Origin of the sequence: Sulfitobacter sp. TCYB15 (assembly GCF_040435955.1) — a bacterium.
In the GTDB taxonomy this organism is placed as follows: domain Bacteria; phylum Pseudomonadota; class Alphaproteobacteria; order Rhodobacterales; family Rhodobacteraceae; genus Sulfitobacter; species Sulfitobacter pontiacus.
On the sequence record NZ_CP159193.1, the window covers coordinates 429,308 to 454,577 of the forward strand.

A 25,270-nucleotide genomic window follows, 5' to 3' on the forward strand; every position below is an offset into this window, starting at 1 on the left:
TGCCAACCGTCTGCCGGTAAGGAAAGTCAAATGACCCAAGGAAACAAAATCGCGTGGGACGACACCGTTCTACCCTTTCAACTCGATGCCTCTGATATTCGGGGGCGCGTCGCGCGTCTGGATGGCGTGCTGGAAGGGATTTTGCGTCAGCATGACTATCCCGAAAAGGTAGAGGCGTTGGTCGCCGAAATGGCTTTGCTTACGGCGCTGATCGGGCAAACCATTAAGCTGCGCTGGAAATTGCAGCTGCAGGTCCAATCCAAAGGGCCCGTGCGCATGATTGCGACAGATTACTACGGCCCGACGGAGGATGGTGAACCCGCGCGCATCCGTGCCTACGCCAGCTATGACGCCGACCGGATCACCGATGGGCCGGCCTTTGATCAGGTGGGCGAGGGGTATTTTGCCATAATGATCGATCAGGGCAACGGTATGACCCCCTATCAGGGGATTACGCCGCTTACCGGTAAATCGCTGTCCGAATGTGCAGAGGCGTATTTCGCGCAGTCCGAACAACTGCCCACACGGTTTGAGCTGAGCTTTGGCAAATCCACCTCCCCGGGGGAGGATGAGCATTGGCGCGCCGGCGGTGTTATGCTGCAACATATGCCCAAAGCCTCGCCCTTTGCCGCGCAAGGGGAAGGTAGCGGCGAGGTGCTGCAAGCCACTGATCTGGTCGACGGTGAAGAGGGGGATAACTGGCGCCGCGTCAACGTGTTGCTGGATACGGTAGACGAGCTTGAACTGATTGGGCCGAGCCTGCCGCCGACAGATCTCTTGAAACGTCTGTTTCACGAGGAGATGCCGCGCGTATTCGACGCGCAGGCGGTCCGCTTTGGCTGCACCTGCTCCGAAGATCGTGTGCGGCAAAGCCTGTCGATCTATTCGGCGGGGGATATCGAAACGATGACGACAGACGACGGCCGCGTCACGGCCGACTGCCAGTTCTGTGGCGCGCATTATGATCTGGACCCGAAAACAGTCGGGTTCGAGGCAGAAGACAACAGTGGCAGCTGATCAGCTCGCCCATTTTCGGAAGGCGCTGGCACAAACTGGTGTCACGTCTTCCGATTTTGACCTTAACAAAGGGTCTACGCCACCGGCGAACCGGATATTGCGGCCAGCTGGCGTTTTGGCCCCGATCGTTGATCGGGGCGGGCGGTTGGAACTTATCCTGACCAAGCGGTCGTCCGCGCTAAAGCACCATCCGGGGCAAATTGCCTTCCCGGGCGGCAAGCAGGATGGCGGTGATGCGGATGTCGTTGCCGCAGCCCTACGCGAGGCACGGGAAGAAATCGGCCTGCCCTCGGATCTGGTCGACGTCTTGGGTACGCTGCCCGCACATGAGACAGTTACGAACTTTCTGGTGACGCCCGTCATTGCCTTCGTGAAAAAAGACTTCGAAATTATCCCCGAACCCGGCGAAGTTGAGGAAGTCTTTACCGTTCCACTTGATCATGTGCTCAACGCCGAAAATTACGTGGTCCAGTCGCGCCGATGGCAGGGGCAGCGACGGTATTATTACACGGTTCCTTATGGGCCCTATTACATTTGGGGGGCAACCGCGCGTATGTTGCGGGCATGGACAGAACGTATGATGTGACCCTTCCTGCCAGCACGCGCTGGCTTTCCGACCCCGATGCCCAAGCCGTATGCGATGCGGTGACGGACGGCGGGCATGCGATCTATTTTGTCGGGGGCTGTGTGCGGAACGCGCTTTTGGGCGTGGCGGATAGCGATGTCGACATGTCGACCAATGCATTGCCCGAACGCGTCATGGCTCTTGCCGCGCGCGCTGGGCTGAAAGCCGTACCGACGGGCGTGGAACATGGAACTGTCACCGTGGTCAGCGGCGGTAAGGGGTTCGAGGTGACGACCTTCCGCCGGGATGTGGAAACGGACGGGCGACGCGCGGTTGTCGCTTTTTCGGACAGTATCCTCGACGATGCGTTGCGCCGTGATTTTACGATGAACGCGCTTTATGCGGATGCGCAGGGGCGGGTGATCGACCCGCTTGAAGGTCTTGTTGATTTGCGCGCGCGGCGGGTGAGGTTTATCGAGGATGCCGCCCAACGTATCCGCGAAGATTACCTGCGCACCTTGCGCTATTTCCGGTTTTGCGCGTGGTATGCGGACCCGGTCGAGGGCTTTGATCCGGAGGCTTTGGCCGCGATTGCAGCGCATACCGATGGGTTGGAAAGCCTGTCGGCGGAGCGGATCGGAGCAGAGCTTACGAAGCTGTTAACTGCGCCGGACCCTGCGCCAGCGGTAGCTGCGATGCGTCAAACCGGCGTTTTGGGGACAATTCTGCCGGGGAGCGACGACCGCTGGCTCGGGATGGTCGTGCATTTCGAACAGCTGTTGCAGATGTCTGTGGACTGGCGCACGCGGCTGGCAGCGCTTGGCGGTGAGGATACCTACCAGCGCCTTAGGCTGAGCAAGGCAGATGTGAAATACCTGCATCGGCTGAAAGAGGCGGCATATGGCGCGGAATCTATCGCAGCGATTGCCCATATCGACGGCGGCGATATGGCGCGCGCGGTTGTTGTGCTGCGCGCGTGCCTGTCTGAAACGCCACCCGATGCGGCAGTGCTTGATCGTATCGCGCAGGCCGAAGCTGCCGTATTTCCCGTTCAAGCCGCTGATTTGATGCCGGAATACACCGGACCTGCTTTGGGAAGGCGGCTGGCCGCGCTTAGGGCGCTCTGGATCGCTTCGGGGTTTGCGGCGACGCGGGACAGTTTGTTGAACACGCCAGAAAGCTGACGCAACCTGTGGTCTTTTCGGCGCGGCTCTTTCTATAGTGGCGGCGAACACGCGCCCTACAGGTGAATTATGTTTCGATTTTTCGAAAATCTTGTCGATCCCTATGCGGATTACGCCGAGCAAGACACGCCGCCCACGCGGCTGTGGCCCTTTTTCCGCAACTACAGCGCGCCGTTCAAAACGGTGTTCTGGGTCACGGGTGTGCTTTCCGTTGTGGTCGCGGCGATCGAGATCGGGTTGATCTACTATATGGGCCGTCTTGTCGATCTGATGGACGGCAGCCCGGCCGAGGTATGGCGCAGCTATGGGGCGGAGTTTATCGTCGTCGCGCTGCTTATCCTGATCGCGCGTCCTGCTGTGCAGGCAGTTCATGTGTTACTGCTGAACAACGCTGTGTTGCCAAATTACGGCACACTTTTCCGTTGGCGCGGACACCGGCAGGTGCTGCGGCAATCGGTCGGCTGGTTCGAGGATGACTTTGCCGGGCGCATCGCCAACCGCATCATGCAAACGCCCCCCGCGGCGGGAGAGGTCGTGTTTCAGGTTTTTGACGCGATTTCCTATGCGCTGGCCTATCTCATCGGCGCAGCGATTTTGTTAACCACGTCGGACTGGCAACTGCTGATCCCCTTGGTCGCGTGGTTCGCGCTTTATGCTGTGCTGACCCAATGGACGATCAAGCGTGTTGCGGTCGCGTCGCAGGCCGCGTCGGATGCGCGGTCAGAGGTGACGGGCCGCGTGGTCGACAGTTACAGCAATATTCATTCGGTCAAGATGTTCGCTCACCATGACCGCGAGATTGAATATGCCAAGGGCGCCATCGAGAATGCGCGCGTCACTTTTCAAAAGGAAATGCGGATATTCACCATCATGGATATCTGTCTGGTCAGCTTGAACGGTTTGTTAATCGTCGGGGTCGTAGGCTGGGCGTTCTATCTGTGGTCAACCGGCAACGCGACGGTGGGCGTGGTGACCGCTGCGACGGCGCTGACGCTGCGGTTGAACTCCATGACCGCCTGGATCATGTGGGCGCTATCGACGTTCTTCCAGCAGCTTGGCGTCGTGGCCGAGGGGCTAGAAACGATTGCGCAGCCAATCACCTTGGTTGACGACAGCGATGCCAAGCCGCTGGCCCTGACCGACGGGCGGGTGGAAATGCGCGGGCTGACCCATCATTATGGCCGTGGTTCGGGCGGGTTGGATCAGGTGGATATCACCGTGCAGCCGGGGGAAAAGATCGGCCTGATCGGGCGGTCGGGCGCGGGCAAATCGACCTTGGTCAAGCTGTTGCTGCGGTTTTACGACCCCGAAGGCGGGCGTATTCTGATTGACGGGCAGGATATCACCACCGTCCGGCAGGACAGCCTGCGGCAGGCGATCGGGATGGTGCAGCAAGACAATGCTTTGCTGCATCGGTCGATCCGCGAAAATATCCTCTACGGGCGTCCCACCGCGACGGAGGCAGAGGTGATTGCCGCAGCGAAACAGGCCCAAGCACATGATTTTATTCAGGATTTGAACGATCAGGGCGGGCGATCCGGCTATGATGCGCAGGTTGGCGAGCGGGGGGTGAAGCTGTCGGGAGGGCAGCGGCAACGCATCGCGCTGGCACGGGTCATCCTCAAGAACGCGCCGATCCTTTTGCTGGACGAAGCGACGAGCGCGCTTGATAGCGAGGTAGAGGCCGCGATCCAGCAGACCCTGTACGGCATGATGGAGGGCAAGACCGTCATCGCCATTGCGCACCGCCTGTCCACCATCGCTGAAATGGACCGTATTCTCGTCATGGACGGGGGCCGTATCGTCGAAGAAGGCACGCATGAGGTGCTTTTGGGACAAGGCGGGCTATATGCAGATTTCTGGAACCGGCAATCCGGCGGGTTCCTTCGCACAGAAGAGCCGACATCGTAATGCCTTTGACATGGATCGACCCGTTTTCCCCCGCCACGACAGAGCCGCCGCGCCGTCTGGCGGCCTTTTTTCGCTGGGCGTTGAAGGGCAGCGGCCCTGCGCTTGGCGTCGCGGGCGTGCTGTCGATTTTCGCCGGCGTGATAGAGGTGATGGCCGCCCTGGTTCTTGGGTGGGTTGTGGATGCGGCGCTTGCCGCCGAGGCGGGGGCCGTATTTTCGGATCATACGGGGCTGCTCTTGGCGGGACTGGCGTTCTTTTTGCTGCTGCGTCCGGCGCTGTTCGGCGTTAGTTCGTATATGCAGTCGATCGTGGTCGCGCCGAATGTGTTCAACCTCGTGCTGTCGCGCTTGCATCGCTACACGCTGGGGCAGGCAGTCACGTTTTTCGACAATGATTTCGCGGGCCGGATTTCGCAGAAGGAAATGCAGACCAGCCGCGCGCTGACCGATGTCGTGACCGAGGTACTGCATACGGTGCTCTTCGCCGCCGCGTCCTTTGTCGGCGCGGTGATGCTGCTTGGCACGGTGGATTGGCGCATCGCTGCGGGGCTGGTGCTTTGGATGGTGGGCTATGTTTTCCTGATCCGCCACTTCATGCCGCGGGTCCGCAAACATTCCAAAGCGCGGGCAGGGGCGCGCGCGATGGTGACGGGGCAGGTGGTCGATACGATCACCAACATCAAAACCGTCAAGCTCTTCGCCCATGCCGATCACGAGGACCGCGCCGCCTTGGGGGCGATGCGCAAGTTTCTGGATACGAGCCTCGATTTCGGGCGGGTCAGCGTCTCTTTCCGGTTCTGGCTGATGACGATTGCGGGGTTTCTGCCGGTGCTGCTGGTGGGCGGCGCGCTTTGGTACTGGTCGCTGGGTCTGGTGACGGCGGGCGATATCGCGGCGACGGGGGCGGTGTCGCTTCGGCTGGCGCAAATGACGGGCTGGGTCAGTTTCACGCTGATGGCGCTTTATGCGAATGTGGGCGAGGTCGAAGACGGGATGCGCACGCTGGCCGCGCCGCAGCAGCTGCGCGATGCAGACAACGCGGCAGAGCTGGAGGTGCACGAAGGGGCGATCCGCTTTGACGGGCTGCGCTTTACTTATGGCCGCGATACGGGCGGTATCGAAGAGCTGAGCCTATCGATCAAACCGGGAGAGAAGCTGGGCATCGTCGGCGCATCGGGGGCGGGAAAATCGACGTTGGTGTCGCTTTTGCTGCGGCTCTATACGGCGGAACAGGGTCACATTTCGATTGATGGGCAGGATGTCTCGGGTGTGACCAAGCAAAGCTTGCGGCGTCAGATCGGGATGGTCACGCAGGAGACCGCGATGTTCAACCGGTCGGCGTTTGACAACATCCGCTATGGCATGCCCGACGCGACAAAGGAAGAGGTCATCGCCGCCGCACGTAAGGCCGAGGCGCATGAGTTCATCGAGAAGATGCAGGACCACACGGGCCGCAGCGGCTATGACGCGCATCTGGGGGAACGGGGGGTGAAGCTGTCGGGCGGGCAACGTCAGCGTATTGCGCTGGCCCGCGCGATCCTCAAGGACGCGCCGATCCTGATATTGGACGAAGCGACAAGCGCGCTGGATAGCGAGGTCGAAGCCGCGATCCAAAGCGCGCTGACCCGCGTGATGGAGGGCAAGACCGTGATGGCCATCGCCCACCGTCTGTCGACCCTGACCAAGATGGACCGCATCGCCGTGATGGACGCGGGCCGCATCGTAGAGATCGGCACCCATGAGGCGCTGCTTGCCAAAGACGGGCTTTATGCCCGCTACTGGCGGCGGCAGTCGGGCGGGTTTTTGGATATGAAGGCCGCAGAATAAGGCTTTTGCTGCGCCCGGCTTCGCGGTAAGCCCTGCGCATGACAGAATATACAATCCAGCGACTTGGCCACCTGGGCGACGGCATTGCGCCCGGCCCTTTATTTGCTCCTATGACCCTGCCGGGCGAGGTGGTGACAGGCACGCCTGACGGTCAGACCCTGACCGACATCCGTATCGTCACCCCGTCAGAGAACCGGGTGTCGGCGCCGTGTCGCCACTTCAAGGCCTGTGGCGGCTGCCAGTTGCAGCATGCGTCGGATGACTATGTCGCGGATTTCAAGCTGGGCGTGGTCAAGGCGTCGCTGGATGCCCACGGGATAGAGACTGTTTTTAAGCAACTGCAAACCTCGCCCGCGCAATCGCGCCGTCGGGCAACCTTTGCGGCGAAGCGCACCAAAAAGGGCGCGATGGCCGGTTTCCACGGGCGCGGGTCTGATGTGGTGATCGAAATTCCTGGGTGCCAGCTGCTGGACCCTGCGGTGATGGGCGCGCTGCCGATTGCCGAAAAACTTGCCGTGATCGGTACAAGCCGCAAGGCCGCACTGGCTGTAACGGTGACCGCATCGCGCGGGGGGCTCGATATCTCGGTCCAGAACGGGAAAGAGCTGGACGGCCCCTTGCGGCAAGAACTGGCGCATCTGTGCGACAGTCTGGGGCTGGCGCGGCTGACCTGGGACGGCGAGGTGATCGCGATGCGCACGCCGCCCGTGCAGCGTTTCGGTGCGGCCAAGGTGACACCCCCGCCCGGTGCCTTCCTGCAAGCCACCCCGCACGGAGAGGCGGCGCTGGTCACCGCCGTGCGCGAGGCTGTCGGTGAGGCGCGTCATGTGATTGACCTGTTTGCCGGCTGCGGCACGTTCAGCCTGCCCCTGGCCGATCAGGCAGAGGTACACGCCGTCGAAGGTGACGCCGCTATGACCGCCGCGCTGGATCACGGGTGGCGCATGTCGACTGGGCTTAAACCCGTCACGACAGAGGCGCGCGATCTGTTCCGCCGTCCCTTGCTGCCGGACGAGCTGGCCAAGACCGACGCCGTGGTCATCGACCCGCCGCGCGCGGGGGCCGAGGCCCAGATCGCCGAGATCGTCAAAGCGATGCCGCCGGTGCTGGCCTATGTGTCGTGTAACCCCGTCACCTTCGCGCGGGACGCCGCCGTGCTGATTGCCGCCGGTTATACGTTGAATTGGGTGCAAGTCGTTGATCAATTCCGCTGGTCATCCCATGTGGAGCTGGCAGCGCAGTTCACTGCGCCGGAAGTACAACGCAAACGTAAATAACGCAGATCTATGGTGGGCACGGTAAACATGCGGGAACGTCTGGGAAGATGGGTCGAAGGGCGGGCCGTCAGCAATTTCATCATCGGTGTGATCGTGTTCAACGCCGCCCTGCTGGGGATGGAGACAGCCCCCGCCCTGATGGAGAAATACGGCACGCTGATCCTGTTTCTGGATCGCGTCTGCCTGTTCATTTTCATCGCCGAGATCACGCTCAAGATCATTGCGCGCGGGGTCGGATTCTTCCGCAACGGGTGGAATGTCTTTGACTTTACGGTCGTTGCCATCGCGCTGGTGCCCGCGGTGCAGGGGCTGTCTGTCTTGCGGGCGCTGCGTATCCTGCGGGTTTTGCGGGTGCTGTCCGTCGCCCCGCGTCTGCGCCGCGTCGTCGAAGGGTTTATCACCGCGTTGCCCGGTATGGGGTCGGTGTTCCTGCTGATGACGATCATCTTTTACATCGGGTCCGTCATCGCGACCAAATTGTTCAGCGACCAGTTCCCCGAATGGTTCGGGTCATTGCCCGCCAGCGCCTATAGCCTGTTTCAGATCATGACGCTGGAAAGCTGGTCGATGGGGATCGTCCGCCCGGTGATGGAGGTCTACCCCTATGCCTGGGTCTTCTTCGTGCCGTTTATTCTGGTCACGACCTTCGCCGTGGTGAACTTGCTGGTGGGTCTGATCGTGAACTCGATGCAGGACGCGCATAACGAGGAAGAGACCGTGCGCACCGATGCCTACCGGCTTGAGGTGATGGAAAAGCTGGAAGCGATCGAAAAGAAGCTGGCAGAGCACAGCCGCCAGTAACGGCTTTTTGACCGCATCGATATTTGCTACATGATAGGGCATCCACATAAGGCCGAAAAGGTCGCGGGAACGAGGCATAGTGAACATGAAACGCAGAAACCTGATTCTGGGTGGCACCGCGCTGGTCGCGCTTGGGGCCTGCAGCAGCAGTAAATTCAAACGGTACAACGGGCCGCAGGTCACCTATGTGATCGTCAACAAGGGCGACCGCCGGATGTATCTGATGCACCACGACAAGGTGCTGGAATCATATGATATCAAACTGGGGTTCGCGCCTGTGGGCCACAAGGTGTACGAAGGTGACGGACGCACGCCCGAAGGGATCTATATGATCGACCGGCGCAATCCGAACAGCCGCTTCCACCTGTCGATCGGCATCAACTACCCCAATGAAATGGACCGCGCCCGCGCGGAAGCTTTGGGCAAAAGCCCCGGTGGCGATATCTTTATCCACGGTCAAAAGACCGCCAAGGACAAGAATCGCACCGATTGGACGTGGGGATGTATCTCTGTCTCGAACGACGAGATGGAGGAGATCTATGCGATGGTCGGGGATAACACCCCCATCGCACTGAACCCCTGATATCTAGTTAAAAGCGGGGGTGACCTTGGCGGTCACTTCCCCATCACCATGGTCCACCAGATCTTGCCGTTGTTTTCCTGATGCCAGGAAAAGCCCATGTTCAAAGCGTCCTTCGACATGATGATGCGGCGGGTGTCCGGCTTCTCCATCCACGCGGCAAGTGTTTCGAGCTCGGTCTCGTAGGTTTCCGAAATGACTTCGCCGACCAAAGCGCCGGTATACCCTACACGTTGGATGCGATCGACAGGGGACGACCCGTCAGACCCGAAGTGCCAGGGGCGGTTCTGCACCGCCATATCCCGAGAATGGGTCGCGGCGGCGGCGTTCAGCTGTGCGTCCAGTTGAACGGGTGCCAGACCGGAGGCACCGCGCAGCGCGTTCACGGAATCAAGCATGCGGAATTGCAGCTTGCCGGTATCATTGCGCCCAATCTTATAGACGGTAGGGCCGGGGCGACCGTCGGATGCAAGCGGGGTCGGTGCAGGGGTACAGGCCGCCAGCGCCACGGTCAGGGAAATAAGGATTGAAAACAGACGGATCATGGCGCAACTCCACGCAATTGGGTTTGTCGTGCCATACAGCTTGATGCGTTGCAGATCAAACGCACATGAGCGTGAGCGCGCCTGTTAACGCTTGTTTGATTTGAAACTGCGACTTTCGAGCCATATACGACAGTATTATACTAGGTTGTAACTACCTTCAGGAGACATCTGATGTCTGATAAGAAATTTACCCTTTCGTCGCGCCGTGCTTTCCTTGCTGGCAGCGCCGCGATGTTGGCAACGCCCGCGCTGGCGCAAAGCAGCGTCAACAGCGAAGCGACCACGGAGACGGAGCGTGATCTGACCGAGACGGTGCGTCGCAACACCTCCAGCTTCCGCACGCTGGATTGGCAGCCTTACTTCAGCGACACCAAGAACGGGGCCATTCTTGTCGATATCGACAGCCGCGCGGTGCATTACTGGTCCGAGGATCAGTCGATCTACAAACTGTACCCCTCAAGCGTACCGCTGACCGAGGAACTGACCCGCCGTGGGCGTACCAGCGTGATCCAGAAGGTCGTCGGCCCCACATGGCGTCCGACCCCGTCGATGCTGGAACGCAACCCAGAGTGGCCAGCGGTGATCGGACCGGGCCCTGACAACCCCTTGGGCACCCACGCGCTGTACCTGAGCTGGACGTACTACCGTATCCATGGCACGCATGACACACGCAAGATCGGGCGCCGTTCGTCGAATGGCTGCATCGGCCTGTACAATGAACATATTGCTGAACTTTTTGGCATGGCGAACGTCGGCACCCAAGTGTTGCTTATTTGACAACTTTTTAGCGATTGTGGTGCTCAAAAGCTGAATCCGGGTTTGCAATTGCCCGCTGATGCTGTTTAGAAAGTTTTACGAGGTAAGTCTTGGGCGCGTGCTATCACACTGTGAAGTACGCCTTTTCTGGAGGTTATGTTATGAAGAAACTCGTTCTCGCCGCTGCTCTGACAGCTGCTGCATCGAATGCATTTGCTGGTTCGCTGGCAGAGCCAATCATCGAAGCACCCGTCATCGTTGAAGAGTCCACCTCTTCTTCCTCGGGCATCCTGATTCCTCTGCTGCTGCTGGCCGTTGTTGCTGCTGCAGTTGCTTCCGACTAATTCGGTCGAAGTTTCAGTTAGAAAAAGGCGGTGTTCTACACCGCCTTTTTTTATGTCTGCCGTTTGGCATCAGATGACAAGCGGACAAAAGAAAAGCGCCTGTAGCCACAGGCGCTTTCTTTGTTTTCAGGTCCAAGCGGCGCGGGGGATTAGTCGATCCAGCCTTGCAGGTTTTCCTCGATCACATTGGACAGCGCCTTGATGTGCAAGTCGTCGTCATTGAGGCAGGGGATATAGTGAAACTCCTCCCCGCCCGCGTGTTCAAAGCTTTCCTTGATCTCTTCGTTGATCTCTTCCAGCGTTTCGATGCAATCGGCTGAAAAGGCAGGGGCACAGACCGCGATCTTTTTGTTGCCGGCTTCGGCCTGCCGCGCGACCTCTTCCACCGTATAGGGCTGCAACCATTCTTCGGGGCCGAATTTCGACTGGAAGGTCGTCATGATCTGGGTGTCGTCCCAGCCCAGCCGTTCCTTCAGCAGGCGCGTCGTTTTCTGGCATTGGCAGTGGTAGGGATCGCCCTCCATCAAATAGCGCAGCGGGACACCGTGATAGGAACACAGCAGCTTGTCGGGCTTTGTCTCCATCTTGGCGTAGGCCTTCTCGATCGAGGTGGCGAGCGCTTCGATATAATCGGGGCGGTCGAAATAGGGTTCAACCGTGCGTGCGGCGGGCTGCCATTTCTCTTTGGCGAGCGCCGCGAAAAACGCGTCATTCGCAGTGGCAGAGGTGGCACCGGCGTATTGCGGGTACAGCGGGAAGAACAGGATCTTCTGGCAGCCCGCAGCGGTCATCGCCGCCACCTTGGATTGGGTCGACGGGTTGCCGTAGCGCATGCAGTAATCGACCATGACTGCGTCACCATACCGCGCCTGCATCGCGTCTTTTATCTTCGCGGTTTGCTGTTTGGTGATGGTCATCAGCGGGCTTTCCCCCGCCTCGTGGTTCCAGATCGACTTATACGCGGCCCCGCTGGTGAAGGGGCGTTTCGACAGGATCACCAGCTGAAGCAGCGGCTGCCATTTCCACGGGCTATAGTCGATCACGCGGCGATCCGACAGAAATTCCGATAGATAACGGCGCATTGACCAGTAATCATAGTTGTCCGGCGTGCCGAGGTTCGCCAGCAGGATACCCACCTTGGGGGCGGGCACGGTGGGGTGGTCAGGTTGTGCATGGGCTGGGCGCTGCTGCGTCATCTGGCATTCCTTTTCTGCGTTTAGCGCTGAGATAAACGGTTATGGTCGCGCGTCAATCGCGCAGCGGCGTTTCTGCCGTGGCCAGCGCATCGGCCAAGCGCTGCTGCGCAGAGCCGGGTCGCAGGGGTTTGGGCTGGCTGTCCGCCGGTGCCCAGCCCGCCAGAAAGACCAGCTCAAAGCTTGCTTTGATGCGTCCCTCTGGCGTGGCGTAGTGGTCGCGGTAAAGCTGCCCCGCCGCGTCAAAGATCGCGCGGCCACTGGGGCGGCGCAGGCGGCTGGTCAGCGCGTTGGCCTCTCCCATGGCGCGCAGGTCGCGCATCAGGTGCCAGATATCGCGGTATTCGGTCGTCACCGTCACGGAATCCGCCACCGGCAGCGCAAGCCCCGCCCGTTGCAGCAGACCGCCGATATCACGCAACTCGGCCATAGGGGCGATCCGCGGCGACAGCCCGCCGGTGATCGATGCCTCGGCCTGACCCAGGCAGGCGCGCAGCTCGTGCAGGGTCTGCCCGCCGAAACCAACGCTTAAAAACAGCCCGTCGGGTTGCAGGGCACGGCGTGACTGGATGATCTGACCCACCGGATCATTCGCCCAATGCATCCCCATCGCATGGACCACCAGATCATGCGCGCCTTGGGTCAGCGCAAGGGTATCGGTGTCCTCCACCAGCGTCGCGTTCGGATGCAGCGCGCCCCAGACCTGCGGGAAGCCGGTGACAATCGCTGCTGACGTAAAGGTTCTGTTAACCAGCGACAGCCGATCATTGACCTCTTCAAGCGCGGCGCGGTGCAGGAACAGGGCGTCATCGGTGGCGCGGCTGCGGTTGCGGGTCAGCGCCGCGCGATCGGTCAGGGTGTGTGAAGCGTTCATGAAAGGATAATAAGATCATGCGAGACCAGTTACAAACCGCTGTTGCGCTGATTTACCCGCCGTCCTGTCTGGCGTGCGGGGCGTGGGTGACTGCTCATGGGGGGCTGTGCGGTCCGTGCTGGCGCGACACGGGGTTCATTGAAGGTGTGGTCTGCGAAACCTGCGGTATTCCCTTGCTGGGCGATCTGTCCGAGACAGACGTGCGCTGCGACGCGTGCCTTGCCGCGCCGCCGCCGTGGGACCACGGGCGCGCAGCCCTTCTGTACCGAGATACCGGCCGCCGGCTGGTGCTGGCGCTGAAACACGGCGACCGTCAGGACATCGCCAAACCCGCAGGACACTGGATGGCGCGGGTGATCGCGCCCTTCGTCACGCCTGACACTTTGGTTGTGCCTGTGCCGCTGCATTACGCGCGGCTGTGGAAGCGGCGGTTCAACCAATCGGCCCTGCTGGCCCGTGCGCTTGCCCGTGAACACAAGCTTGGGTGGTGCCCCGACGCGCTGCGCCGCGTCCGACGCACCGCCGCGCTAGAGGGGAAGGGACGTCGCGAACGCATTGCCCATCTGGATGGCGCGATCACCGCCCATCCCCGCCGCGCCGACCTGCTGCGTGGCCGTCCGGTGCTGCTGGTGGATGACGTGATGACATCGGGCGCGACATTACAGGCGTCGGCGCGGGCCTGTCTGGACGCACGCGCAGGGCCAATCTGCGTTGTGACACTGGCAAGAGTGGCAAAAGATACTTAAGTCTTGATCCAACCCATTTGTTGAAAGGACATCAACATGCAACCTGTTGAGATCTATACCTCCCCGCTGTGCGGCTTTTGCCATGCCGCCAAACGTCTGCTGAATGAAAAAGGCGTGAGCTTTGCCGAGGTCGACGTGCTTGCCCAGCCAGAGCGTAAATCCGAGATGATCGAACGTGCCAATGGCGGGCGCACTGTGCCGCAGATCTTTATCGGCGACACCCATGTCGGCGGCTGTGATGACCTTTACGCGCTTGAGCGTGCGGGCAAGCTGGACGCTTTGTTGGCCTCCTGATGCAGGCGGCGCTGATCCAGCTGAACGTCAGCGATACACCGGCCCGCAATCTGGCGGGCACGGTAGAGATGGTGCGCGATGCCGCGGCGCAGGGGGCGGCGTTTGTCCTCACGCCAGAGGTCACGAACTGCGTCTCGACCAGCCGCGACCACCAGCGCAGCGTTTTGCAGCACGAAGACGATGACATCACCCTCGCCGCCCTGCGGGATGTGGCGCGAGAGGCGGGCATCTGGCTGCTGATCGGGTCGCTTGGGCTGAAAACGCGGGATGCGGACGGGCGCTTTGCCAACCGGTCGTTCCTGATTGATCCGCAGGGGCAGATCAAAGCCCGCTACGACAAGATCCATATGTTCGACGTGGATATCGACGCGGGCGAAAGCTACCGCGAATCGGCGGGCTACCGCCCCGGCGATCAGGCGGTTGTGGCGCAGACGCCTTTCGCCAAAATCGGGATGAGCATCTGCTATGACATGCGCTTCCCCAAGCTCTATCAGGCGCTGGCGGATGCGGGGGCCACGATCCTGACCATGCCCGCCGCGTTTTCGCCCGTGACCGGTGCCGCGCATTGGCACATGCTGCTGCGGGCCCGCGCGATCGAGACAGGGTGTTTCGTGTTAGCCCCCGCGCAGACTGGCACCCATGCCAGCGACAGCCACAAGACCCGCGACACCTACGGCCATTCGCTGGTTGTTGCCCCGTGGGGCGAGGTGCTGCTGGATGCGGGCACCGCGCCGGGCATTTATCCGTTCACGCTGGACATGGCGCGTGTACAAGAGGCACGTACCCGCGTACCCAGTCTTGCCAACCGGCGGGATTTCAAGGCACCTTAGTAACGGCTTATGACGGAAAATCGAAACTCACTTGCGATCACGTTGATCAGCGAATTGCTGTCGGCTGATCAACGGATGCGCAACCGGCTGACCCGGGCGCTGCCCAAAGGCATGGAGATTTCGCATTTTTCGGTGCTGAACAATCTGGCCTGGCATGACGGTGAAAAGACCCCCGCGCAGCTGGCCGAGACGTTCAATGTCACCCGTGGCGCGATGACGAATACGCTGAATAAACTGGTCTGGGCGGGCTATGTGCATATCCGCCCCGATTGGGACGATGCGCGGCGCAAAATGGTGGCGATCAGTCCCGCAGGGCGCAATGCGCGGGATCATGCGATCCGGCAAATCTCGCCGTTGATCAATGACGTGGCCGATGATCTGGGCGAGGCGCAGGTGCGTGCCACGCTCGATACCCTGCGCGCCCTGCGGCGCCAGCTGGAAGGCTGACGCCGGTTTGGGTCACTCTGGCTTCAGGCTGGCGGTGACGTAGTTGACGCTCAGGTCGCGATCGGACAGACGCCACGACCATGTGATCGGGTTGAACACGAAGCCCTTGCGATCCACCGCCGTCAGGCCGGCCTTGTGCAGCAGGTCAAAGAGTTCATCCGGCGTGATGAACTTCGACCATTCATGGGTGCCCTTGGGCAGCCAGCGCATCACGTGCTCTGCCCCGACAATCGCCATCATGAAAGACTTGGGGTTGCGGTTCAGCGTCGAACAGATGTGCAGCCCGCCGGGTTTCAGCAGGGTGCGGCAGGCGATCAGGTAATCGATAGGAGAGGCGACATGTTCGACCACCTCCATGTTCAGCACCACGTCGAATTGTTCCCCCGCTTCGGCCAGCGCCTCGGCGGTGGTGTGGCGGTAGTCGATATCGAGCCCCGATTGCTGCGCATGGACCTGCGCGACGGGGATGTTGCCTGCTGCGGCATCGGCACCGACCACGGTCGCACCCAACCGCGCCATCGGTTCCGACAGCAGCCCGCCGCCACAACCGATGTCCAGAATCCGGAGCCCGCGGAACGGTTCGGGCGATTTCAGGTCACGGTCGAACTCTCCGGCGATTTGGGAGGTGATGTAATCCAGACGGCAGGGGTTGAGCATATGCAGCGGCTTGAACTTGCCGTTCTCGTCCCACCATTCGGCGGCCATGGCCTGAAACTTTTCGATCTCGGCGGGGTCAACAGTGCTTTGAGGCGCTTGCATTCTGATCTCTCTGTGCTCTTTTGGGTCCAATGACTATATAGGGCTGTAATGGACAAAATCCCGGACCAAAAGCGCGCAGTGCAATATCTTCACCCGCCGATCGACCCGTTCGATCAGCGGATGATGGATGTGGGCGATGGTCATTCGATCTATGTCGAACAATGCGGCAACCCCGATGGCATCCCCGTGGTGGTCCTGCATGGCGGCCCCGGTGGCGGGTGCAGCCCGTCGATGCGGCGCTATTTCGATCCGGCAAAATATCACGTGATCCTGTTTGACCAGCGCGGGTGCGGGCGGTCCAAGCCTTTTGCGTCGGTCATCAATAACACCACATGGGATCTGGTCGCGGATATCGAACGCATCCGCAAAGCGCTTGGCATCGAGAAATGGATTGCCTTTGGGGGCAGCTGGGGCGCGACGCTGGCGTTGATCTATGCCGAAACCCGCCCCGAGAGGGTGCGCAACATCATCCTGCGCGGCGTTTTCATGATGACGCAGGCGGAGCTTGACTGGTTCTATGGCGGCGGCGCGGGCAAGTTTTGGCCCGATCTTTGGGCGCGGTTCACCGGCCTGATCCCCGAAGCCGAGCACGGCGATCTGATCGCTGCCTACCACCGCCGGCTGTTCTGTGGCGACCGCATGACCGAGGTGAAATACGGCAAGGCCTGGGCCGCGTGGGAAAACGCGCTGGCCTCGATCCATGCGTCGGGCGGGTCGTATGAGGGCCCGGGGGAATATTCGCGCACCTTCGCCCGGCTCGAGAATCACTATTTCACCAACGCCGGATTTCTTGAGTTTGACGGCCAAATCCTTGCGCATGTGGACCGCATTGCCCATATCCCCGGCGTGATTGTGCAAGGCCGCTACGATATGATTTGCCCCCCCTCCAGCGCGTATGAACTGGCGCAGGCTTGGCCTAATGCCGAGCTGAAGATGGTGCGCAATGCCGGTCATGCGCTGTCTGAACCCGGCATCAGCGCCGAACTGGTGCGCACGATGGACAGGATTGCTGCGCAATGACCCGCTCTTTGATGGATCGCCGTGCTTTATTTGCCTCGGGTGCTGCGGCGGCCTTGCTGGCGGCGACAGGGGTGTCTGCGGCCTCCATGCCCAAAGCGGGCGGGCGGTTGCGGATGGCGCTGTCGGGGGCGGCGCGCAGCGATACTTGGGGGCAGGGCGATGGACTGTTCATGCAGGTGGCGCGGCAGGGGCTGATCTTTGATACGCTGACCGAAATCGCCGCTGACGGCACCCTGCGCGGAGAGCTGGCAACAGCCTGGCAGGGCATCGCCGACGGGCGCGTCTGGCTGGTCGATCTGCGCAAGGATGTGCTGTTTCACGATCAACATCCCATGACCGCGCGCGATGTTGTTGCGTCCCTCGCGCTGGACGGTGTGGTAGAGGCGACAGGCCCCCATCAGCTGCGCATCACGATGGATGCGCCCGCGATGGACTTGCCCTTTACGCTGGCGGACCCGCGTCATGTGATCCGCGCCGCCCACGGGATGGACGACGGCATCGGCACCGGCCTGTACCGTCTGCGAAGATTTACGCCGGGTCAGCAGGTTTTGGCCGAACGTGTGGCAGATCACTACAAAGGGCGCAGCGCCGGCTGGTTCGATACGGTTGAACTGGTGTCCATTCCCGCGCAGCAGGTTCGTGCGCAGGCGATGGCTGAATATCTGGTCGAAGCGGCAGACCTGAATGATGGCGAAGCCCTTCAATCCTATGATGATATTGCCTTGCTGCCCCATGCACGCGGGGTGACCCATGCGGTGTCACGCAGCATCGCCATGCCCCTGCGCACCGGCCAGCATCGCCCGCTGGACAACCTGCGCGCCGCCGAACGCTGGTGGCTGGCCTAAGCAGGGCAGGCACACGGGGCTTGCAGTTTCACATATACGGGCGTATATGACGTCTCAACAGCGGCGCATCGGGGTCCACACCTGAGGCTCCACCGATCTTGAACACGGGCCGCGCGCCCGTTTTTTTGTGCCTGCTCGAAACTGCAGGATGATAGTGAGATTATGAACAACGACCTGATTGCAAAAGCAGCCATTGATCGCCGCATGGCCGAGATCATCACACCGGTGATCGAGGATATGGGGTTTGAACTGGTGCGCGTTCGCCTGATGTCGGGCAAGTCGACGACGTTGCAGGTGATGGCAGACCGTCCCGATGGCGGTATCGAGGTGGACGAGCTGGCCCTGATCAGCCAATCCATCAGCGCTGTCATGGATGTCGAGGATCCGATCCTTGATGAATACACCCTTGAAGTGTCGAGCCCCGGCATCGACCGCCCGCTGACGCGGCTCAAGGATTTCGAGATGTTCGAGGGCTATGAGGCCAAGATCGAGACCGGCGAACTGATCGACGGCCGCCGCCGCTTTAAGGGCGAGCTGGCAGGCGTCGAGGATGACGAGGTGCTGATCAACGTCGAGGAAGGCACCATCGGGCTCAAGTTCGATTGGCTGACCGACGCCAAACTGGTTCTGACCGACGATCTGATCAAAGAAATGCTGCGCCAACGCAAAGCGTCCGGTGCGATTGACGAAACCAAATTCGATGACATCGAGACCGAAGGGTCCACCGAGGGAGACGACTAAATGGCCATTACATCTGCCAACCAGCTGGAACTGCTGCAAACCGCCGAGGCTGTGGCCCGCGAAAAGATGATCGACCCCAACCTCGTGGTTGAAGCGATGGAAGAATCGCTCGCTCGGGCGGCGAAGTCGCGCTACGGCGCTGAGATGGACATTCGCGTTTCCATCGACCGCAAGACCGGTCGCGCGACCTTTACCCGTGTGCGTACGGTTGTGGCCGATGACGAGCTTGAGAACTATCAGGCGGAGTTCACGGTAGAGCAGGCCAAGCAGTATATGGCGAACCCCGAAGTCGGTCAGGAATTCAGCGAAGAAGTCCCACCGGTTGAAATGGGCCGTATCGCCGCACAATCCGCCAAGCAGGTGATCTTGCAGAAGGTCCGTGAAGCCGAGCGTGACCGCCAGTACGAAGAATTCAAGGACCGCGCCGGTACTATCATCAACGGTCTGGTCAAGCGCGAGGAATATGGCAACGTTATCGTCGATGTGGGCGCTGGCGAAGCGATCCTGCGTCGCAACGAGAAAATCGGCCGCGAAAGCTATCGCCCGAACGACCGTATCCGCGTGTACATCAAGGATGTGCGCCGCGAACAGCGTGGCCCGCAGATCTTCCTGAGCCGCACCGCGCCCGAATTCATGGCCGAGCTGTTCAAGATGGAAGTGCCTGAAATCTATGACGGCATCATCGAGATCAAAGCCGTTGCCCGTGACCCCGGTTCGCGCGCGAAAATCGCTGTCATCTCTTATGATGGCTCCATCGACCCTGTGGGGGCTTGTGTTGGTATGCGCGGCAGCCGCGTTCAGGCCGTTGTGAACGAGCTTCAGGGCGAAAAGATCGACATTATCCCGTGGAACGAAGACCAGCCGACGTTCCTTGTGAACGCGCTTCAGCCTGCCGAGGTCTCCAAGGTTGTTCTGGACGAGGAAGCCGGCAAGATCGAAGTCGTCGTTCCCGAAGAACAACTGTCGTTGGCGATTGGCCGTCGTGGTCAGAACGTGCGTCTGGCGTCGCAGCTGACCGGTCTGGACATCGACATCATGACCGAAGAGCAAGAGAGCCAGCGCCGTCAGGCAGAGTTCGAACTGCGCACCAAGCTGTTCATGGACAATCTGGATCTGGACGAATTCTTTGCCCAGCTTCTGGTCTCCGAAGGGTTCACCAACCTCGAAGAAGTCGCCTATGTCGAAGTGGACGAGCTGCTGGTCATCGACGGTGTTGACGAAGACACCGCAAGCGAGCTGCAAGCCCGCGCCCGTGACGTGATCGAAGCACAGAACAAAGCGGCGCTTGATGCGGCGCGCGCCTTGGGTGTGGACGACACGCTTATTGAATTCGACGGCCTGACACCCCAAATGATTGAGGCACTGGCCAAAGACGACGTTAAAACGCTCGAAGATTTCGCGACTTGCGCGGATTGGGAGCTGGCCGGCGGCTGGACTACCGTGAATGGCGAACGCACCAAGGATGAAGGGACACTTGAACCTTTCGATCTGTCGCTGGAAGATGCGCAAAAGCTGATCATGACCGCGCGCGTCCTGCTGGGCTGGGTCGATCCTGCCGAGCTTGAAGCGGATGATGTCGACGAAGAGTTCGATGCCGACATCGACACGGACGAGGAGGCCGAGGCCTGATCGCGGGGCCTTGGGGAACGATATGACACGTGGTGGCGTTTCTAAAGACCGGCAAGACGGTCCCGAACGAAAGTGTATCGCCACTGGCGAGGCGCAGCCCAAAAACGGGCTGATCCGCTTTGTCATTGGTCCCGACATGCATGTTTTCCCGGATATCATGGGGAAACTGCCCGGTCGGGGGATGTATGTGTCAGCGGATCGGGCGGCGTTGGAAAAAGCGGCCAAGAAGGGTCTGTTCGCCCGCTCGGCCAAGCAACCTGTCAAGGTTGCGGATGATTTGGTGGATGAAGTTGAAAAGCAACTTGTCCGCCGTGTGGTTGACCTGATTTCGTTGCAACGCAAAGCGGGCAAGGCCGTTGCGGGCTACGAAAAAGTCAAAGGTTGGCTGCAAATGGAAGAAGCCGAAGTGTTGATCCAAGCAGTAGATGGATCGGGCCGCGGCAAATCGAAACTAAGCACGCCGCATTACGGCCATTACATTGGCTGGCTGACGGCAGACGAATTGGGTTTGGCTTTCGGACGCCAAACTGTGATACATGGGGCGCTCGCCTCTGGTGGTCTTACCTCTCGTGTTGTAGAGGAGGCTCAGCGGTTAAAAGGCGTGCGCATAAACGAGGGTGGCAACGGTCACCCGAAAGGATAGACGAGCTTCATGAGCGATAGTGACGGCAAAAAGACATTGGGCCTGCGGGGAGCGTCTTCGCGTCCCGGCAACGTAAAGCAAAGCTTTAGCCACGGGCGGACGAAAAACGTCGTGGTCGAGACCAAGCGCAAGCGCGTTGTGGTGCCCAAACCTGCTGGCGCAAAAGCCGGCGGCGGTAGCAATCCATCGCTCGGGGATCCCTCCAAGCGTCCGGCAGGGATCACCGATTCCGAAATGGAACGCCGGCTGAAGGCGGTTCAGGCTGCCCGCGCCCGCGAGGCGGAAGAAGCCGAAGCACGCGCAGCCGAGGAAAAGGCCCGCGCGGAAGACCGCGAGCGTCGTCGTGCCGAGATCGAGGCGAAAGAAGCCGAAGAGCGTGAGCGCGAGGAAAGCCTGAAGGCGAAAGCCGAAGAGGACGAGCGCCGCAAGAAAGAAGCGGAAGCCGCAGCAGCCGCTGCCGCAGCCCCCGCAGCGGCCCCTGCCGCGCCGCGTTCGCCGAACATCAAATCCGGCGCACCGACCCCTGCGGCCCGCAAGAAAGAAGGCGACCGCGAGGAAACCAACAAGCGCAACAAGGGTGGCGACGATAGCCGCCGTTCCGGCAAACTGACGTTGAACCAGGCTTTGTCCGGTGGCGAAGGTGGCCGTCAACGTTCCATGGCGCAGATGAAACGCAAACAGGAACGCCAGCGCCAGAAGGCAATGGGCGGTTCGGTTGAGCGTGAAAAGGTCGTGCGCAACGTCAACCTGCCTCCGGCGATCGTGGTTTCCGAACTGGCGAACCGGATGGCCGAACGCGTTGGCGCTGTCGTCAAAGCATTGATGACAAACGGCATGATGGTCACGCAGAACGAAACCATCGACGCTGACACAGCCGAGCTGATCATCGAGGAATTCGGCCACAAAGTGGTGCGCGTTTCCGACGCTGACGTTGAAGACGTGATCAAGGAAGCCGAAGACGATCCGAAAGATCTGGTCTCGCGTCCTCCGGTCATCACGATCATGGGCCACGTTGACCACGGTAAGACATCGCTGCTTGACGCGATCCGCAAAGCCAAGGTTCAGTCCGGCGAAGCGGGCGGTATCACACAGCACATCGGTGCCTATCAGGTCACAACCGACAACGGTCAGGTTCTGAGCTTCCTCGATACACCGGGCCACGCGGCCTTTACCTCGATGCGGTCGCGCGGTGCGCAGGTCACCGACATCGTTGTTCTGGTGGTCGCGGCGGATGATGCTGTGATGCCTCAGACGATCGAAGCGATTAACCACGCGAAAGCGGCCAAGGTGCCGATGATTGTGGCGATCAACAAGATCGACAAATACGAAGCGAACCCTGACAAAGTCCGTACGGACCTGCTGCAGCACGAGGTCATCGTTGAAAAGATGTCCGGTGAAACACAGGACGTCGAAGTATCGGCCACCACGGGTCAAGGTCTGGACGAACTGCTGGAAGCCATCGCGCTGCAAGCGGAACTGCTGGAACTGAAAGCGAACCCGAACCGCGCCGCGGTCGGTGCCGTGATCGAAGCGCAGCTTGACGTGGGCCGCGGCCCCGTTGCCACTGTTCTTGTTCAGAACGGTACGCTGCGTCAGGGCGACATCTTTGTTGTGGGCGAGCAGTACGGTAAGGTCCGTGCGCTGATCAACGATCAGGGCGAGCGCGTGAAAGAGGCAGGCCCATCCGTGCCGGTAGAGGTGCTTGGCCTGAACGGGACACCGGGTGCGGGCGACGTTCTGAACGTCACCGACACCGAAGCGCAGGCGCGCGAAATTGCGGAATACCGTGAAAAAGCCGCCAAAGATAAACGCGCTGCGGCTGGTGCTGCCACGACGCTGGAACAGCTGATGGCGAACGCCAAGGTGAATGAAACCATTAGCGAACTGCCTTTGTTGATCAAAGCAGACGTTCAGGGTTCTGCCGAAGCGATCGTTCAAGCGATGGAAAAAATTGGCAACGACGAAGTCCGCGTGCGCGTCCTTCACTCGGGCGTAGGTGCGATCACCGACACCGATGTTGGTCTTGCCGAAGCCTCCAACGCGCCGATCATCGGCTTCAACGTGCGTGCAAACGCCTCGGCCCGTGCCTCGGCCAACCAGAAGGGTGTCGAGATCCGGTATTACTCGGTCATCTATGACATGGTTGATGATGTGAAAGCTGCCGCAAGTGGCCTGCTGAGCAACGAGATCCGCGAACACTTCATCGGCTATGCGTCGATCAAAGAGGTGTTCAAAGTGACTGGCGTTGGCAAGGTTGCGGGCTGTCTGGTGACCGAAGGCAAAGCAAGCCGCGCCGCTGGTGTGCGTCTGCTGCGCGACGATGTCGTGATCCACGAAGGCACGCTGAAAACGCTCAAGCGCTTCAAGGACGAAGTTGCCGAAGTACCGTCAGGCCAGGAATGTGGTATGGCGTTCGAGAACTACGAAGACATCCGTCCGGGCGACGTTATCGAAATCTTCACACGTGAAGAAGTCGTGCGTACGCTGGACTAAGTTACACTTCGTCCGAAATCTGATGATCAGAAGCCCGGTTAAATGTCCGGGCTTCTGTCGTTTCAAAGACCCGTTTATCTTCGTTAAAGCTCAGCCGGTCGACACAGACCTGATCGTCCGAGATTTTCACAAGGTTGAAATCATTCGGCTCTCCGCGCACGCGCGACGACAGGCTGGTCCCCGCATGCAACTGGATCGCTGTGGTGCCGCCGGATTCGACGGTAAAATTCTCTGCGTGCCACGTGTGGAGGTGCCCCGACAGGATCAGGTTCGCCCCGCAAGACAGCAGCTTTTCCAGCGCGATCTCGGCACCGGGTATGGGCTTTTTCTTGGTGTGATTGGGATGCTCTAGCGGGTGATGCACCACTAAAACGCGGGCTTTGCGCGCGGCGGTGTCGTCCATCGCCTTGCAGGCATGTGCGATACGCCCTGCCGTCAGCTTTCCCGTCTGCCACGAAAAGCGATCGACCGAGTTGATGCCGATGACGACCATATCGTCATCTTCATACCGCGGCGTCAGATCGGCGTTGATCCATTTACGATACCGCCGCCACGGCATGAAAAACCGCTGGAACGGGCGGTCAAGTAGGACATCATGGTTCCCCGGCACACCCAAGACAGGCGCGTTGATCCGCTGGATAAAGTTATGCGCTTCCTCGAACTGGCTCCGCCGCGCGCGCTGCGTGAAATCGCCGGATATGGCGACGATATCGGGGTTCAGTTCGTTCACACAAGAGAGCAGCGGTTCCAGCAGGTCGGGTCGATCCTTGCCAAAGTGTAAATCTGAGAGATGTACCAATGTGCTCATCTGACGGCCTCGTTAAATTCGGCAGGAACGATCAGTTGCAGGGCCTCGCGCTGCATGTGCAGTTTGAACGGGCCTTTCATGCGGCTGAGCTCTCCGTCGCGGGCAACGGGGCGTGATTTATGCGGCATCTCAAGCGTGATCTCGTTCCCGCAGTGCATTTGATAGTCGGTTTCACGTTTCGCGACCCCAAGGGCCAGCGCGGCGGCGTGTTTGAACAACCCCCAGCGGTTGGTATCGGGGGCAACCAGCAGCACCATGCCGCCCTTGGCGATACAGTCTTCACCGCTCAGCCCCATTTGGTTCAGCTGAAAGGCGTTGCTGATCGCAAAGACCAGCGGTGTCCTATGCTTAAAGGATTTGCCATCAATCGTCACCGTCAGCCTGAGCGGCGCGCGGAGTGTTGCCAGCGCTTTGACCACCGACCAATAGGCCGCAACACGGCTGCGACCCCAGCGGTCATAGATGCCTTCGCGGGTTTTCAGAATGGCGGCATAGGCCCCGATGCTGGCGTTGTTCAGAAACGCGTTGCCATTGATCTTGGCGATGTCCGTGGGGCGCAGGACGCCTTTGGCGATGACATCCACGGCTTCGTCAACGGTTTCGGGCAGGTTCAGCGAACGGGCGAAATAGTTAAAGGTACCTGCGGGGATAATCCCCATCTGGTTGGGCACATGCGCCAAGCCCGAGGCGACGCCGCTGATCGTTCCGTCGCCGCCTGACGCGACGATGGTGGCGTCGGGGTTCGCCTCGGCAGTGGATTGCGCCACCTGTCCCAAATCCGCGCCATTGGGCGAGAATTCAACGAAGCTGACGGGAATGTTGTGGTGTTGAAACCTGTCTGAAATCCAAGACTTACGCTCTGTCCCGTCTTTGCGGCCGGAGCCCTTGTTCAGTATAACGATAACACGTTGAGGCTTCATGATTGATCCATCCTTGATGACCTAAGCAAACGCTTGGGGCAGGGGGATGGTTCAGATGTTTTGCGTGTGCCTGATCAGTTCCGGCGCTGGATTGGCTTGCCGGTATAGATCGCGTCATCAACCTTAACCGATACGCGGCCGTCGGGCATGTCGCGGACGAAAATACCCTGGACGGATACGGTGGAACCGATGGTGATTGTGCGAAGCATTGCTTCCTCCCAG

Annotated in this window: 27 protein-coding genes; 20 read left to right on the top strand and 7 right to left on the bottom strand. The window is 60.3% G+C overall.

Annotated elements, in window-relative coordinates:
- Positions 1-30 precede the first annotated feature (30 nt).
- The 8 genes from ABM428_RS02010 (at position 31) to ABM428_RS02045 (ending at position 9,164) form a co-directional block, all read left to right on the top strand.
- Positions 31-1,017, top strand: coding sequence for an Hsp33 family molecular chaperone HslO (locus ABM428_RS02010; RefSeq protein ID WP_064217215.1), 987 nt, complete (start codon positions 31-33; stop codon positions 1,015-1,017).
- Positions 1,007-1,603: a CoA pyrophosphatase gene (locus ABM428_RS02015; RefSeq protein ID WP_132997699.1), complete on the top strand. Its 597-nt coding sequence runs from the start codon at positions 1,007-1,009 to the stop codon at positions 1,601-1,603. Before ABM428_RS02010 ends, ABM428_RS02015 begins: the two co-directional genes overlap by 11 nt.
- The gene (locus ABM428_RS02020) at positions 1,582-2,766 is read left to right on the top strand and encodes a CCA tRNA nucleotidyltransferase (RefSeq protein ID WP_165934334.1); all 1,185 of its coding nucleotides are present in this window, start codon (positions 1,582-1,584) and stop codon (positions 2,764-2,766) included. The genes ABM428_RS02015 and ABM428_RS02020 overlap by 22 nt, the downstream gene beginning before the upstream one ends.
- A 69-nt stretch (positions 2,767-2,835) precedes the next feature.
- Positions 2,836-4,677, top strand: coding sequence for an ABC transporter ATP-binding protein (locus tag ABM428_RS02025; RefSeq protein WP_353628109.1), 1,842 nt, complete (start codon positions 2,836-2,838; stop codon positions 4,675-4,677).
- Positions 4,677-6,503, top strand: coding sequence for an ABC transporter ATP-binding protein (locus ABM428_RS02030; RefSeq protein WP_353628110.1), 1,827 nt, complete (start codon positions 4,677-4,679; stop codon positions 6,501-6,503). The genes ABM428_RS02025 and ABM428_RS02030 overlap by 1 nt, the downstream gene beginning before the upstream one ends.
- A 38-nt stretch (positions 6,504-6,541) precedes the next feature.
- Positions 6,542-7,780 (top strand): class I SAM-dependent RNA methyltransferase, encoded by a 1,239-nt coding sequence (locus ABM428_RS02035; RefSeq protein WP_353628111.1) that lies wholly within the window; start codon positions 6,542-6,544, stop codon positions 7,778-7,780.
- A gap of 9 nt (positions 7,781-7,789) precedes the next feature.
- Positions 7,790-8,581: an ion transporter gene (locus ABM428_RS02040; protein WP_005850824.1), complete on the top strand. Its 792-nt coding sequence runs from the start codon at positions 7,790-7,792 to the stop codon at positions 8,579-8,581.
- 85 nt (positions 8,582-8,666) lie between these two features.
- Positions 8,667-9,164, top strand: a complete 498-nt coding sequence (locus tag ABM428_RS02045) for a murein L,D-transpeptidase family protein (RefSeq protein WP_005850826.1) — start codon at positions 8,667-8,669, stop codon at positions 9,162-9,164.
- A 32-nt stretch (positions 9,165-9,196) separates the two neighbouring features.
- On the opposite strand, the gene ABM428_RS02050 is transcribed toward ABM428_RS02045, so the two are convergent.
- Complete coding sequence (locus ABM428_RS02050) at positions 9,197-9,706, bottom strand: CAP domain-containing protein (protein WP_005850828.1); 510 nt, start codon at positions 9,704-9,706, stop codon at positions 9,197-9,199.
- A gap of 171 nt (positions 9,707-9,877) precedes the next feature.
- Here ABM428_RS02050 and ABM428_RS02055 point away from each other — a divergent pair, with 171 nt between their 5' ends.
- Together ABM428_RS02055 and ABM428_RS02060 are read left to right on the top strand one after the other, a co-directional pair.
- On the top strand, positions 9,878-10,483 hold the full coding sequence (locus ABM428_RS02055; RefSeq protein ID WP_037942384.1) for a L,D-transpeptidase: 606 nt from the start codon (positions 9,878-9,880) through the stop codon (positions 10,481-10,483).
- A 140-nt stretch (positions 10,484-10,623) separates the two neighbouring features.
- Complete coding sequence (locus tag ABM428_RS02060; RefSeq protein ID WP_005850832.1) at positions 10,624-10,806, top strand: hypothetical protein; 183 nt, start codon at positions 10,624-10,626, stop codon at positions 10,804-10,806.
- A gap of 149 nt (positions 10,807-10,955) precedes the next feature.
- Here the strand turns inward: ABM428_RS02060 and hemH are convergent, their stop codons facing one another.
- Complete coding sequence (hemH, locus tag ABM428_RS02065) at positions 10,956-12,002, bottom strand: ferrochelatase (RefSeq protein ID WP_009825741.1); 1,047 nt, start codon at positions 12,000-12,002, stop codon at positions 10,956-10,958.
- A gap of 52 nt (positions 12,003-12,054) precedes the next feature.
- Positions 12,055-12,873, bottom strand: a complete 819-nt coding sequence (locus ABM428_RS02070; RefSeq protein ID WP_132997662.1) for an SAM-dependent methyltransferase — start codon at positions 12,871-12,873, stop codon at positions 12,055-12,057.
- 17 nt (positions 12,874-12,890) lie between these two features.
- Between ABM428_RS02070 and ABM428_RS02075 the strand changes: the two genes are divergently transcribed.
- The 4 genes from ABM428_RS02075 to ABM428_RS02090 are packed head-to-tail and all read left to right on the top strand — an operon-like array spanning position 12,891 to position 15,190.
- Positions 12,891-13,619, top strand: a complete 729-nt coding sequence (locus ABM428_RS02075) for a ComF family protein (RefSeq protein ID WP_132997663.1) — start codon at positions 12,891-12,893, stop codon at positions 13,617-13,619.
- 36 nt (positions 13,620-13,655) lie between these two features.
- On the top strand, positions 13,656-13,913 hold the full coding sequence (gene grxC, locus ABM428_RS02080) for a glutaredoxin 3 (RefSeq protein WP_005850844.1): 258 nt from the start codon (positions 13,656-13,658) through the stop codon (positions 13,911-13,913).
- A complete protein-coding gene (locus tag ABM428_RS02085; protein WP_074636695.1) occupies positions 13,913-14,743 on the top strand; it encodes a carbon-nitrogen hydrolase family protein in 831 nt (276 codons plus the stop codon). Before grxC ends, ABM428_RS02085 begins: the two co-directional genes overlap by 1 nt.
- A 9-nt stretch (positions 14,744-14,752) precedes the next feature.
- The gene (locus tag ABM428_RS02090; protein WP_005850847.1) at positions 14,753-15,190 is read left to right on the top strand and encodes a MarR family winged helix-turn-helix transcriptional regulator; all 438 of its coding nucleotides are present in this window, start codon (positions 14,753-14,755) and stop codon (positions 15,188-15,190) included.
- A gap of 12 nt (positions 15,191-15,202) precedes the next feature.
- Here the strand turns inward: ABM428_RS02090 and ubiG are convergent, their stop codons facing one another.
- Positions 15,203-15,949, bottom strand: coding sequence for a bifunctional 2-polyprenyl-6-hydroxyphenol methylase/3-demethylubiquinol 3-O-methyltransferase UbiG (gene ubiG, locus ABM428_RS02095; protein ID WP_064217204.1), 747 nt, complete (start codon positions 15,947-15,949; stop codon positions 15,203-15,205).
- Positions 15,950-15,997: 48 nt separating this feature from the next.
- Between ubiG and pip the strand changes: the two genes are divergently transcribed.
- From pip to infB, 6 genes are all read left to right on the top strand, one after another.
- Positions 15,998-16,969 (top strand): prolyl aminopeptidase, encoded by a 972-nt coding sequence (gene pip, locus ABM428_RS02100; protein WP_353628112.1) that lies wholly within the window; start codon positions 15,998-16,000, stop codon positions 16,967-16,969.
- On the top strand, positions 16,966-17,814 hold the full coding sequence (locus tag ABM428_RS02105; protein WP_353628113.1) for an ABC transporter substrate-binding protein: 849 nt from the start codon (positions 16,966-16,968) through the stop codon (positions 17,812-17,814). Before pip ends, ABM428_RS02105 begins: the two co-directional genes overlap by 4 nt.
- A 162-nt stretch (positions 17,815-17,976) precedes the next feature.
- Positions 17,977-18,555, top strand: a complete 579-nt coding sequence (gene rimP / locus ABM428_RS02110; protein ID WP_005850854.1) for a ribosome maturation factor RimP — start codon at positions 17,977-17,979, stop codon at positions 18,553-18,555.
- Positions 18,556-20,184 (top strand): transcription termination factor NusA, encoded by a 1,629-nt coding sequence (gene nusA, locus ABM428_RS02115; RefSeq protein WP_005850855.1) that lies wholly within the window; start codon positions 18,556-18,558, stop codon positions 20,182-20,184.
- Between the two features lie 22 nt (positions 20,185-20,206).
- Positions 20,207-20,827 (top strand): RNA-binding protein, encoded by a 621-nt coding sequence (locus tag ABM428_RS02120; protein WP_005850857.1) that lies wholly within the window; start codon positions 20,207-20,209, stop codon positions 20,825-20,827.
- Positions 20,828-20,836: 9 nt separating this feature from the next.
- On the top strand, positions 20,837-23,320 hold the full coding sequence (gene infB / locus ABM428_RS02125; RefSeq protein ID WP_005850858.1) for a translation initiation factor IF-2: 2,484 nt from the start codon (positions 20,837-20,839) through the stop codon (positions 23,318-23,320).
- 1 nt (position 23,321) lies between these two features.
- Here the strand turns inward: infB and ABM428_RS02130 are convergent, their stop codons facing one another.
- The 3 genes from ABM428_RS02130 to ABM428_RS02140 all read right to left on the bottom strand — a co-directional run bounded on the left by ABM428_RS02130 (position 23,322) and on the right by ABM428_RS02140 (position 25,257).
- Entirely contained in the window at positions 23,322-24,128 is an 807-nt protein-coding gene (locus ABM428_RS02130; protein ID WP_005850860.1) for a metallophosphoesterase, read from the bottom strand.
- Positions 24,125-25,048 (bottom strand): diacylglycerol kinase family protein, encoded by a 924-nt coding sequence (locus ABM428_RS02135; RefSeq protein ID WP_132997668.1) that lies wholly within the window; start codon positions 25,046-25,048, stop codon positions 24,125-24,127. The genes ABM428_RS02130 and ABM428_RS02135 overlap by 4 nt, the downstream gene beginning before the upstream one ends.
- 74 nt (positions 25,049-25,122) lie before the next feature.
- A complete protein-coding gene (locus ABM428_RS02140) occupies positions 25,123-25,257 on the bottom strand; it encodes a hypothetical protein (RefSeq protein ID WP_005850863.1) in 135 nt (44 codons plus the stop codon).
- Positions 25,258-25,270: the final 13 nt, after the last annotated feature.